The organism is Catonella massiliensis (assembly GCF_016651435.1).
Classification (GTDB): Bacteria; Bacillota; Clostridia; order Lachnospirales; family Lachnospiraceae; genus Catonella; species Catonella massiliensis.
The window spans coordinates 2,258,874-2,271,283 of record NZ_JAEPRJ010000001.1; the positions used below are offsets into that span (position 1 = coordinate 2,258,874).

The window sequence follows — 12,410 nt, forward strand, 5'->3', positions numbered from 1 at the left end:
TTATTTTTAACATGTTTATTTATAAAACAAATTAGAATCCTTCTGAATCAAGAGAAAGTTCAAGTTTTTAGTTTTTGAAATTAAATTGTATTTGTATTTAGGTTAAATATGCCGAATGTACTTTAATAGGCCAAAAATTAATTACTGTTCTACAAAAAAGATACCACATCATCATTGACATGGTATCTGGTTATTAAATTATGTGGTGTCAAAATCATTTAATGACATACTATGATATGGATTAAAAAACTGACACACTATTTATACTTATAGAAGCCCTCTCCTGCATTTATACCGGTCTTACCCTCATCTATGTATTTCTTAAGGATAACTCCTATCTTGGCAGGAATAGAATCAGGGTCTGAAGTAGCAAGCGGATCCATCATGTTTATATTGTACGCAGTAGTAAGTCCTACAATGTCTAATATCTGGAAAGGTCCTAGAGGAGAACCTGTTCCGAGTCTCCAGGTGAGGTCTATGGTAGCAGGATCAGCTACTTCCTTGGCTAAAAGCATCTCGCCTGACTTAAGGAAAGGAACCAGCATCGAGTTAAGTATATACCCTGGCTGCTCTTTTTGAAGCTTAAGTGGAACCATTGCTATGTCCTCTGCAAATTTAGCTACCGCATCGTAAGCTGCCTTATCGGTTCCGTCATGTCCCATAATCTCCGCAGTATTGCTCTTCCATATATTGTTTGCAAAATGAATGGCAAGATACTTTTCAGGTTTGGTAAAGCAGTGCCTAAACTGGCTTGGAATCATTGTTGATGAGTTGGTAGCAACAATCGTTTTATCCTCAAGTACTGCATTTAACTTGGTATAGAAATCCACCTTAGCCTCAGGATTTTCAGCCATCGATTCAATAACTAAGTCGCAATCCTTCACTGCTTTTGCCAAGTCAGTTTCATACTTCAGGTTCTTATAAGCCTCTTCCACCTTATTCTTTAACTCTTCTATACTCTCTGCGGTAGCATTTTCAATATCAGGAATCAGCCCTCTTGAAACCATCGCTCCTTTTACGCCTGCTTTAGCCTTTGCAGCTTCAAGCTCAGTTAGATAAATACCACGCAAACGCTCAATCTTTGGCTTGGTTCTTTCAATTGACTCTGCACTTCTAAGCCATAGGGTTACATTGAAGCCTCTGTATGCTGTCTGAAAAGCAATCTGGCTTCCAAGTACTCCGCCACCTGCAACTACTACATTTTTGATACTCATATACATCCTCCTTGCACGTTTTGGTAATCGCTTCGCAAATTCAAAGCTATGCTTTGGTATAATAATACTCTTAAAGCATTTTGCTGTCAATTGTGTAATTTATTAATCTTTTTCATATTTTGCTGTAATAATTATATAATTGTCAAAATATTATCAAAGAATAGATCAGGATCTTTTACGATATAACTATCACTATGAAATAACAGAACATGTAAGTATAGTAGTAAAACCAGGACGGAAACTTATAGTACGCCTGTATAATAAAAAGATACCACATCATAGACATGGTATCTTTTCGTTAACGTTTCATCAACTCTTCATTTACTTATAGTATTATTATACAGATACAAGCGGCATTGACACTTGTAACATTTAACCTTAGCTAATAAACATGGCAAGGTCTTAGATTGCCTTCACTATATATCCGGCTATCAACGGTATATCATTTTATCTCATATATCCATCCCTCAGGAGCAGGTATTCTTCCAAGCTGGATGCCTGTAAGGGTATCATAAAGCTTCTTAATAACAGGCCCCATTTCTTCTGCACCGTACTTAAAGGCTATCTCTTTGCCGTGGTCTACCACTCTTGCGACAGGACTTATTACAGCTGCAGTTCCACAAAGACCGCATTCTGTAAAGTCTTTTACCTCACTAAGATATACTTCTCTTTCCTCTACCTTTAGTCCAAGCATATGCTCTGCAACATGGATAAGGGAACGCCTTGTAATAGAAGGAAGAATTGTGCTTGACTTAGGCGTAACCACAGTTCCATCCTTTGTTACAAAGAGGAAGTTAGCTCCTCCAGTCTCCTCAACCTTGGTTCTGGTTGCTGCATCAAGGTACATGTTTTCTGCATAGCCTTCATTGTGTGCTACTACAATAGGATGAAGGCTCATTGCATAGTTAAGTCCTGCTTTGATGTCACCTGTTCCCCTCGGAGCGGCTCTGTCAAAATCACTTACCTTTATGGATATTCCCTTTGTACCGCCCTTAAAGTAAGGACCTACAGGTGTAGTAAATACTCTAAACTGATACTCATCAGCAGGCTTTACTCCAATGACAGGACTGATTCCAAAGGCATAGGGCCTTACATAAAGTGTTGCACCATGGCCATATGGAGGTACATAGGCTTCATTCGCCTTAACTGTCTTTAACACGGCATCTACAAATCTATCCTTGGTAAATACAGGGATTTCCATCCTCCTGCAGGATGCCTCAAATCTTTCACCATTTAAGTCAGGTCTGAAGGTAACTATCCTTCCATCCTCTGTAGTATAGGCTTTCAGCCCCTCAAAGCAGGTCTGCGCATACTGAAGCACTCCTGCGCATTCACTCATCACTATCTGGTCATCAGAAGTAAGCTCTCCTTGATCCCAAGCACCGTTTTTATAGTTTGATACATATCTTTTATCTGTTTTCATATAGCCAAAGCCGATATTGGCCCAGTCTAAATTTGCCTTTTCCATATTTTCCTCCGAATATTATCTGATTTTACACAGGAAACCGTCCTGTTTTTGCAGTTTACCTGCTTATGCAGTTTACTTGCCTGTAAGCCCTGCATAGTCTTCTGCAAAATGATATGGCTGTGGATAGAATTTTATCTGTTTCACAGTCTAGCACCGCATCTTGCCACTGTCAACAAAACTTACGATTTGTTATAGTTAATATAACCTGGAAAAATAACCATGCTTTTTCTAAGTTCTGTGGCGGTTAAATGGCAGCTAAGCCACTATCTAAGTCTCCTATAATAGCCCTAGCTGACCTGCCACAGCCTTAGGTACGTAAGCCTTTACTTTGATGCCATCGCCCTCATACTCCTCCGCTAAGAGCTGGCCTTTCTTTCTGATTACAGATATTTTAGAGGTATCTGCATAGGAAAGAACTGTATCAATAAGCACCTTGCCCTCCCTAAGTATCTCTGTAATCTTACTTAAAAGTTCATCAATTCCTTCACCTGTCTTAGCTGAGCCCTTTACAACTGCATCCGCTTTGATATCCTTTATTATCCTTTCTTCTTCAAGCTTATCCTGCTTGTTTAAGAATGTAACAACAGGCTTTCCGGTGACTTTTAGTTCTTCAAGAGTCCTATACACTACCTTCATCTGCTCGTCCACCTCAGGATTTGAAGCATCTGCCACATGGAGAATCAGGTCTGCGTACTTTGCCTCTTCCAGTGTGCTCTTAAAGGCATCTACCAGATTGTGAGGAAGTTTACTGATGAAGCCTACGGTATCGGTAAATAATACCTCCTCTCCATCAGGGATTTTGAGGCTTCTGGTGGTAGGGTCAAGGGTTGCAAACAGCTTGTCTTCCGCAAGTATGCCTGCATCTGTAATCTTGTTAAGAAAGGTTGATTTCCCTGCATTGGTATACCCCACTATGGCTATCACAGGTATTCCGTCAGACATCCTGTGTTTTCTAAGTGTTTCTCTTGAGCTTTCAACCTTTTCTATCTCACTTCTTAGCTGGCTTACCCTCTCTCTTATCGCTCTCCTGTCAGACTCAAGCTTTGATTCACCGGGACCTCTTGTACCTATACCTCCTCCAAGTCTTGAAAGGTTCTTCCCTAGTCCTGTAAGCCTTGAGGAGCGGTACTTTAACTGAGCAAGCTCTACCTGAAGCTTACCCTCACTGGTCTGAGCGTGAGCCGCAAATATATCAAGGATAACCAGAGTTCTATCAAGCACCTTTATATCCAGTTCATCTTTTAGGTTGGATAGCTGAGCAGGCGAGAGCTCATCATCGCAGACTATCCCGTCTGCGCCAAGCTCCTCTGCAAGTTCCCTTATCTCTTCCACCTTTCCCTTTCCTACATAAGTAGCCTTGTTGATGGACTCAAGATTCTGTATCACCCTGCCGACTGTCTCTCCACCTGCTGTTTCAAGCAGTTCTTCAAGCTCTGTAAGGCTTTCTTCCATTCTGTCCTTACCGGTTTCTACACCTACAAGGATGAATTTTTCTTTTATTTCTGAGGTTTGTATCATATATTCTCCTACTTTGACTTCCTTGTTGAAAGGAAGGTGATTTCACGTGCCATTTCCTTGTCTTCAGGATATAGCTTGCCATACTCTAAGGCTGCTTCATAAGCCTTGTTATAATCAGTCAGTTTTTCATTAAGCACTACCTTCTTTTGCATAAGCTGCTTCATCGCTGATATATCCTCTAGAGCCAAGCCTTTTGCTACACAGGCTAAGGCTTCCTGATATTTCTCTTCTTTCATAAGACAGTCAGCCATGCCGTCATACCAGCCCGAAAGAGTCACCCTGCCCTTATCTTGTGCATATTTTTCAAATAGCTCCCTTGCTCCTTGGTAGTCTCCCTCATCCATCGCAATTTTTGCCAGATAATAAGAGCTTTCGAGTATTCCCTTTGTATAGGCTGTATTTAAATATTCTTTTGCCTTGTCGTTATTGCCCCTCAAATATTCTAAAATGCCCGCATTGTAGCCACTTAGAGCATCTGTTATCTTAATACCCGCTGCCCTGTTAAGCACTTCCGCAGCCTTCTCATTTTCGCCCTTTGCAACAAGGACTTCATATTTTCCAAAATACGCGCTAAAGTTAGATGCATCTCTCTCAATCGCATAATCATAGTTTGTCACTGCCTTGACAGCATCTCCCATTGCAGCATAAACCTCTGCAAGCTGACTATACAGGCTTACATCAGGCTTTTTCACATTTAGCATCTCTTCATATATATCCGCAGCAGCCTGATACTCACCAAGCTTTATATCTGTAAGCGCGATGTATTTTTTGATGTCATTATCAAGTGAAGAAGCTTCTTTGATTGCAGCCGCACTGGCAAACTGAGCTAAGGCTTCGTTATATTTTCCAAGCTTAAGATAGGCAATACCCTTGCCCCTGTACAGGGATTTGTTATTCTCTCTTACTATCTGATTGTCTTTTGGCGAATAGCCCTTGTCAAAATAATTGATAGCTGCCTCGTACTCCTCAAGACCTATTTCGGCAAAGCCTGCCGCTATATAGAATTCCGCCCTGTCAGAGCTCTTTCCTATAGCCTCCTCGTAGGCTTCAAGAGCTTCTTCATATTGCTGTTTTTCCATCAGCTTATTGCCTGTTTTATAATATGAATTGGCTGAGCTCCCACCGCAGGATGTTAAAAACAAGGTTAGGCAAAGCAGGGCAGTTATTCTTATCTTATCCAAAATCATGACTTATCACCTCCGAATAAAGTTCATTTCAATAGTATTGTAAAACATCAGGGTTGTCAACAAAGTTATCCTCAATTACTCAAGAAATATCCTTAGACTATAGTAATAAGACTACAGGAGACATTGTGATATTTCCTGTATATCGTATAATATGCAGTGTAGCCTATGAACAAATGTAGTTATCCGATAAATCTATAGAAAATGAGCAGATAGCAGACTCTAATCCCCTTCACAGGCTTAGTCTATGCGGAAAATTTTCCCTCTTGACATTTCTTATATATGTGTTTATAATTGATACGTTGACTTAGGGGATTGGTCAAATGGTATGACAAGGGTCTCCAAAACCTTTAGCGGGGGTTCGATTCCCTCATCCCCTGTACCAATAGGAAGCAGAAATGCTTCCTTTTTTTATTTTAATTATTTCTTCCTGAGACAGTTTATAATTGCATTGAACTTCTGATGATGATATAATCAAAATAGAAATATAGAAGAAAGAGGTAAATAATGCCAACAATATCAATGTTTTACGGTATAGTCATCAGGATGTACAGAGAAATTGGTGGTAAACATAATCTTCCACATATTCACGCTGAATATCAAAATGATGAAGTTGTTGTAAGTCTTAATGGAGATGTTTTGGAAGGACAAATACCAAACAAAAAATTAAAACTTGTTCTGGCTTGGTTAGAAATACATAATGATGAACTTTATGCTAATTGGCAATTACTTAGTAACGGCGAGAGAAGTTTTATGATTGACCCATTAAGATGAAAGGAGTATATATGTTACAACCTAAATTAATAAGCGTTACTCCAAAAGATAACTATAGACTTTTACTTGTGTATGAAACTGGAGAACAAAAACTATTTGATGTTAAACCTTATATTACCGGTGAATGGTATGGTGAATTGAAGGATTTAAACAATTTTAATTCTGTCAGAGTTGCAAATCACACCGTAGAATGGAATGGTGGCCAGGACATTTCTCCTCATGAACTTTATGAAGATTCCATAAGTATTGTTTAGATTAAAGATCATTAATTTTTAGTTAGAACTTCATCTTTCAAAAAGAGCAGGCACCTACAATTGATGCCTGCTTTATTTTTATCACTTATAAAATAATCCAAGTAAAATAAGAGCCATAACTATTACAGGAAGGACATAGGTCATATAGCCTCTCATCCAGGACTGAACCTTAAGCCCCTTTCCTTTGTTGGCCTCTTTAACGAAGTTGTCCCACCCCCAGCCTCTCTTACTGATGCAAAAGATGACAAATATAAATGAACCAATAGGGAGGATAAGGTTGCTTACAAGGAAGTCTTCAAGATCTAAGAAGCTTGTTCCTTTGCCAAGCGGCTCTATAAAGCTAAGTACATTAAACCCAAGGGCACAAGGAAGAGAAAGCATGAAAACCGCTATACAGTTTACTACACTGGCCTTCTTCCTGCTCCAGCCTGTAATGTCCATAGTGCAGGCAAGAATGGTTTCAAATACCGCAAGCACTGTAGAAAAGGCTGCAAAGCTCATAAACACAAAGAAAAGACTGCCCCAAACCCTGCCAAGAGGCATATTGTTAAATATATTTGGAAGGGTTATGAAGATGAGGCTTGGACCGCTGTCAGGCTGTACTCCGTAGGTGAAGCAGGCAGGGAAGATGATAAGTCCGGATACGATTGCCACAAAGGTATCCAGTACCGCAATGTGAACAGATTCTCCCATAAGGCTTCTCTCATTGCCTATGTAGCTGCCAAATATAGCCATAGAGCCTATTCCTATACTGAGGGTGAAAAATGCCTGATTCATAGCTGATACTATAACCTTTGACCACCCTATTTCACTTACCTTAGCCACATTGGGTAATAGGTAAAAGCTAAGTCCTTCTGCACTTCCCTTCATTAGGACACTGTTTATAGCAAGGATTACCATTATAATAAGAAGACTTGACATCATCCATTTACTTACCTTCTCAAGTCCTTTTTGAAGCCCCAGGGAATTGATGAAGAAGCCGACTATTACTACAACAGCCATATAGCCTACCTGTATTGAAGGAGAGCTAAGCATGCCTCCAAAGAGTCCCGTGGCCCCGTCTTTATCAAGTCCTTCAAAATCGCCTCTTGCCATTGACACAAAATACTTAAGCATCCAACCTGCAACTGTGGTATAGAACATCATAAGTATATAGTTACCTGCCATACATACAATGCCGTGCAGGTTCCATTTGCTGCCCCGAGGTGCTATCCTCTTATACAGATGAATAGGACTCTTCCTACTCGCCCTTCCCATAGAGAATTCCATTGTCATAACAGGGATGCCAAGAACTGCAAGGAAGAACAAGTAAATCAGTACAAATATTCCTCCTCCGTTCTGCCCGGCAAGATAAGGGAACTTCCAAACATTTCCGATACCGATTGCACAGCCTGCGCTTATAAGTATAAAGCCAAGCCTGCTCTCAAGTCTTTCTCTTGAACTTTTTTCCGGCATTTACAAATTTCCTCTCTCTCATATTGTTAGTATTATCTAAACCCTGTCATCCAGAGGCTTTACGTGCCCGCATTTTAAGAACAGGCTTATCTATATATAATGCTTATATCCGATGTTTAGAACTCATAATCATAGCAGATTCTCTCAGCCATAAATGGCTTGATTTTCGCCATACCTACAGCTACATGGTCAGGATGAGCAGCATAGGTTTTAAGTGCCTCTTCATTTTCAAATACCGTATCAAGCAGTACATCAACTGTCGAGCCTTCCATTCCTTCGGTATTTACCTTGATTTCTACTATCTCTTTAATCTTACCTTTAAGTCCTAAAAGACCTTCTTTAATCTCCTTTTTTACCTTGTCTTTCTCTTCTTTACTTAGTTCTTCTTTCAGTTTCCATAAAACAATGTGCTTTACCATATTTCCCTCCTCGATTATTTTGTTTCCATTTTAACATAGATTTTGCTTCACATACTTTCTTATATGTCATATTAACTATGGCACTTAGGAATGATACCCCAAGTTTATAATATATACAAGCAGATTTAAAAGAATTTATTCTGACAATATTATTATTTATGTGATTTATGCCGATATAATTTACGTGCCTGCGGTTAGCTAAAAATAGCATTTTAACTTTCGCAGTCACAAAAAATAAGTTTCTAAAATGATATTTTTTTCACAATATTTCGTATAGCAATAGTAATAGAATTAATTTGAAGATGATTTTGTTATTTTTTTTTATATTTTCTGGCGAAAATCTGAACAAAATCACTAATCTCGATTGACTATACCTAAGTATTGCGATAAAATATAAGATAGGTTTTTGATAGAAAAATCCTATACTATAATACCCGAGAGGCGGTGATGATTATTGTCAACTGATTCAATCAGCGTTATTCGCGAGGCCGAAAAACAGGCCGAAACAAGCGAACGTGAAGCAAAAGAACAGGCTGCTGAAATTATTTCAAGAGCCCATTCTGAAGCAAAAGAAGTTGTTTCCGCAAAGATTTCTGCTGCTAAAGCCGACGCAGAAGCTAAGCTTGCTGAACTTAGCAAAGCTAATGAAAGCTACCTGCAAAAGGCAGAGGGCGAAAGCTCTGAAGAAGTTAAGGCACTTCGTGCCAAGGCAGAAAGCAAGAAACGGGAAGTGGCAGGAAATGTTACTGAGATGCTATTCTAATTTCTCCGGTATACATCTCTGCTAAAAGCATTAAAAAATAACAAGAAAGGAGGAGTTAAAACATGTCCGTACTACCTATGAAACGCGTGTTCATAGCTGCCCTAAAAAAGGATAGAAAGAGAATTCTCGAGAGCCTTCAAAGACTTGGCGTAATTCAGATAAATACAGATGCAGGCAAAGAAATCTTTACCGGCAAAGACGGCGAAGCAGACACCTTCTTTAAGCAAACTGATACATCCTCTGCCAAGACTACATTTGAGAAAAATGCAATTCTTGCTACTCAGGCATTATCAGTCCTTGACAGAGAAGCACCTGTAAAATCCGGAATGATGGATTCATTTGCAGGCAGAGACAAGATGAGCTGTTCTGACTATGAGGCACTTGTAACTAAGCGTGACGAGATTATGGATGTGGTCTACGACCTGAACAGCCTTAACAAAAGCAAGGCCGAAGCTGAAGCCGAGATACCAAAGCTTCTAAATCAAAGAGAAACTCTTGCTCCGTGGCTTGGATTTGAGCTTCCGCTTGATTACAAAGGTACTAAACATACCAGAGCATTCATCGGAACATTTCCTGCTGCTTATGACCAGAGCTCTTTGCAGCTTGCGTTTGCCGAAAAGGCACCAAATGTACAGAAAGTAGATATCTCCATCATTAGCAGTAACGAGGAACAAACCTGTGTCCTCATTATCTGTCACAACACCGATGCAAAGGAAACAGAGGATGCCCTGCGTGCCTTAAGCTTTGCAAGACCCGCTCTTCCCGGTGTGGTTCCTGCGGAGCAGGAAAAGAGTATTGCCAAGGAGCTGGCAAAACAGGAAGAAATCATTAAGACTTCTACAAATAAGATTGTAGAGCTTGCATCAAGAAGAAGTGAAATTACTTTCATGGTCGACTACTTCACAATGAGAGCCGACAAATACGGCGTTATCGGTGGACTTTTCCAGTCTAAGAGAGTATTTTGCATCACCGGTTATATACCGGAAAGAGAGGTCAAAACTCTTGATAGTGCCATCACTTCTAAGTTTGACTGTGTTGTTGAATACAGCAATCCTTCTGACGATGAGGATGTACCTGTTAAATTATCAAACAACGCTTATGCTTCCCCTATTGAGGGAGTTGTTGCAGGTTATGCACTTCCCGGAAAGGGTGAGGTTGATCCAACCTTCATTGCTTCTTTATTCTATTATGGACTTTACGGCCTTATGCTTTCAGATGCCGCTTATGGTCTGATAATGGTATTTGCTACTCTGTTTGTACTGACTAAATTCAAGGGCAGACTTGAAGAAGGTACAAAGAGAATGATGCAGATGTTCTTAGGTTGTGGTATAGGTACAACGATTTGGGGGTTTATCTTCGGAAGTTTCTTCGGAGATGCAATACCTAAATTTACAGGAACTTTCTTAGGAAAAGAAGTTAACTTACCTTATTTACTCGATCCTATTAAGGATCCGGTAACCTTACTTGGTATAGCATTCATTATCGGTATAGTCCATCTTCTCTTTGGACTCGGAATTGCACTTTATACCTATTTGAAACAGGGTAAGATAATTGAAGCTGTATTTGACGTAATATGCTGGTATCTTTTCTTTGGCGGTCTTTTGGGGCTGTTACTTACTACAGAAATGATTCAAAATATGTTCAAGTTCAGCATTAACTTCCCACAGGCAGTTGTCACACTCTTCACAGTATGTGCCATTGTCGGAGCGTTGGGAATACTCGTAATGGGAGGCAGAGAGTCGACCAATCCTCTTAAGAGGCTTCTTAAAGGTCTTTATGCACTTTACGGCATAAGCGGATATTTAAGTGACGTACTCTCCTACTCAAGACTTCTTGCTCTCGGTCTTGCTACAGGTGTTATTTCTCAGGTATTTAACACAATCGCAGTTATGCCGGGCGGAAGCTTATTTGGACTTATATTCTTCATAGTAATATTTGTCGTAGGACATACCATTAACATTCTAATCAATGCGCTTGGTGCTTATGTACATACCAACCGTCTTGAGTACGTTGAGTTCTTTGGTAAGTTCTATAACGGTGGCGGAAAGGAATTTGTCCCTTTCACCGAAAATACAAAATATTTTGTAGTTAAAGAAAAATAAAAACAAACTAATTAAAATTTGGAGGTAATTTTTATGTCAGGTTTAGGTCTTTTCTTTGCAGTTCTTGGTGCTGCACTAGCAGCAGGTGTTGCAGGTGCCGGTTCAGCTAAGGGTGTTGGTATTGCAGGTCAGGCTGCAGCAGGTGTTGTTACTGATGATCCTAGCCAGTTCGGTCGTGTTCTTGTATTACAGCTTCTTCCTGGTACACAGGGTATTTATGGTCTTCTCATTGCCTTCATCGCACTCCTTAACCTTGGAGTAATCGGTGGTAATGTTCAGGAGATTTCACTTGTTAAGGGACTTGCTTATTTTGCAGCTTGTATGCCTATAGCTATTGCAGGCTATGTATCTGCTGTATTCCAGGCTAAGGCTGCTGTTGCTTCTATCGCACTTGCAGCAAAGCGCCCTGACCAGTTCGGTAAGTCAATGATCTTCCCTTCAATGGTTGAGACTTATGCGATCTTAGCACTTCTTGTTTCCTTCCTTGCACTCATCGGTGTTAATGGAATGAATTTCTAACTTCCGCTAAATATCTTCTTAAGTACGAATTTAGAAATTTAGCCGTTCTTTCAAAGTAAAATGTGAAAGAACATCCTATGACATACAGCTTGTAATGTCATCATTTCGTAAAAATAATAACAAGGAGGCAACATGACAGGATTAGAAAAAATCACCAGCGAAATCAAAGCTGATGCTGATAAAAGCGTAGCCGCTATCATTGATAAGGCAAACGCTGAGGCTTCAGGCATACTCGCCGGTGCTGAAAAAGAAGCCGCAGAAGCTGTCGCGAAAATAAATCACGATGTTTCTGTTCGCCTGTCTGCCAGCAAATCCACTGCTGAATCAGCTGCTGCTCTTAGAAAGCGCCGTCTGATTCTTGAGGAAAAGCAAAAACTGATAGGTGAAGTAATAGAAGAAGCTAAGAATTTAATCTATGCTCTTCCTGATGACGTATATTTTGAAAAGATATTAAAATTAGCAGAAAAGAATGTAAACCCTGCTGAAGGTACAATCATCTTCAATGCAAAGGATCTTTCAAGACTTCCTGCTGACTTTGAGACAAAGCTTAACGTGGTTGCGGTTGCTAAGGGCGGAAAGCTCACTGTATCTAAAGAAACCCGTCCTATAGACGGCGGTTTTGTACTTCTTTATGAAGGTATAGACCAGAACTGCTCTATAACCTCACTTTTTGAGACACATATAGAGTCAGTACAGGATAAAATTCAGAAACTCTTGTTTTAACCATGAAAAAACCTGGA

The 12,410-nt window shown here is 39.9% G+C and carries 12 protein-coding genes and 1 tRNA gene; 7 read left to right on the plus strand and 6 right to left on the minus strand.

Going from position 1 to position 12,410, the window contains the following annotated elements; all coding sequences use genetic code 11:
• Positions 1 to 257 precede the first annotated feature (257 nt).
• The 4 genes from JJN12_RS10035 to JJN12_RS10050 all read right to left on the minus strand — a co-directional run bounded on the left by JJN12_RS10035 (position 258) and on the right by JJN12_RS10050 (position 5,387).
• The gene (locus JJN12_RS10035) at positions 258 to 1,214 is read right to left on the minus strand and encodes a 3-hydroxyacyl-CoA dehydrogenase (RefSeq protein ID WP_208429550.1); all 957 of its coding nucleotides are present in this window, start codon (positions 1,212 to 1,214) and stop codon (positions 258 to 260) included.
• 442 nt (positions 1,215 to 1,656) lie between these two features.
• Positions 1,657 to 2,682, minus strand: coding sequence for a branched-chain amino acid aminotransferase (locus tag JJN12_RS10040; RefSeq protein WP_208429551.1), 1,026 nt, complete (start codon positions 2,680 to 2,682; stop codon positions 1,657 to 1,659).
• Positions 2,683 to 2,958: 276 nt separating this feature from the next.
• Complete coding sequence (hflX, locus tag JJN12_RS10045) at positions 2,959 to 4,200, minus strand: GTPase HflX (protein ID WP_208429552.1); 1,242 nt, start codon at positions 4,198 to 4,200, stop codon at positions 2,959 to 2,961.
• 8 nt (positions 4,201 to 4,208) lie between these two features.
• Positions 4,209 to 5,387, minus strand: a complete 1,179-nt coding sequence (locus JJN12_RS10050; protein ID WP_208429553.1) for a tetratricopeptide repeat protein — start codon at positions 5,385 to 5,387, stop codon at positions 4,209 to 4,211.
• 306 nt (positions 5,388 to 5,693) lie between these two features.
• Between JJN12_RS10050 and JJN12_RS10055 the strand changes: the two genes are divergently transcribed.
• The 3 genes from JJN12_RS10055 (at position 5,694) to JJN12_RS10065 (ending at position 6,412) form a co-directional block, all read left to right on the plus strand.
• Positions 5,694 to 5,764 (plus strand) — tRNA-Trp (locus JJN12_RS10055).
• 127 nt (positions 5,765 to 5,891) lie between these two features.
• The gene (locus JJN12_RS10060) at positions 5,892 to 6,158 is read left to right on the plus strand and encodes a DUF4160 domain-containing protein (protein WP_208429554.1); all 267 of its coding nucleotides are present in this window, start codon (positions 5,892 to 5,894) and stop codon (positions 6,156 to 6,158) included.
• Positions 6,159 to 6,169: 11 nt separating this feature from the next.
• Positions 6,170 to 6,412, plus strand: coding sequence for a DUF2442 domain-containing protein (locus JJN12_RS10065; RefSeq protein ID WP_208429555.1), 243 nt, complete (start codon positions 6,170 to 6,172; stop codon positions 6,410 to 6,412).
• Between the two features lie 81 nt (positions 6,413 to 6,493).
• Here JJN12_RS10065 and JJN12_RS10070 read toward each other — a convergent pair whose 3' ends face one another.
• Entirely contained in the window at positions 6,494 to 7,867 is a 1,374-nt protein-coding gene (locus JJN12_RS10070; RefSeq protein WP_208429556.1) for a sodium-dependent transporter, read from the minus strand.
• A gap of 116 nt (positions 7,868 to 7,983) precedes the next feature.
• A complete protein-coding gene (locus JJN12_RS10075) occupies positions 7,984 to 8,286 on the minus strand; it encodes a Dabb family protein (RefSeq protein ID WP_208429557.1) in 303 nt (100 codons plus the stop codon).
• A gap of 454 nt (positions 8,287 to 8,740) precedes the next feature.
• Here JJN12_RS10075 and JJN12_RS10080 point away from each other — a divergent pair, with 454 nt between their 5' ends.
• From JJN12_RS10080 to JJN12_RS10095, 4 genes are all read left to right on the plus strand, one after another.
• The gene (locus tag JJN12_RS10080) at positions 8,741 to 9,049 is read left to right on the plus strand and encodes a hypothetical protein (RefSeq protein WP_208429558.1); all 309 of its coding nucleotides are present in this window, start codon (positions 8,741 to 8,743) and stop codon (positions 9,047 to 9,049) included.
• A gap of 62 nt (positions 9,050 to 9,111) precedes the next feature.
• Positions 9,112 to 11,151, plus strand: a complete 2,040-nt coding sequence (locus JJN12_RS10085; RefSeq protein WP_236013761.1) for a V-type ATP synthase subunit I — start codon at positions 9,112 to 9,114, stop codon at positions 11,149 to 11,151.
• Positions 11,152 to 11,178: 27 nt separating this feature from the next.
• Positions 11,179 to 11,670 (plus strand): V-type ATP synthase subunit K, encoded by a 492-nt coding sequence (locus JJN12_RS10090; RefSeq protein ID WP_328706820.1) that lies wholly within the window; start codon positions 11,179 to 11,181, stop codon positions 11,668 to 11,670.
• A 132-nt stretch (positions 11,671 to 11,802) separates the two neighbouring features.
• The gene (locus JJN12_RS10095) at positions 11,803 to 12,393 is read left to right on the plus strand and encodes a V-type ATP synthase subunit E (RefSeq protein WP_208429560.1); all 591 of its coding nucleotides are present in this window, start codon (positions 11,803 to 11,805) and stop codon (positions 12,391 to 12,393) included.
• Positions 12,394 to 12,410: the final 17 nt, after the last annotated feature.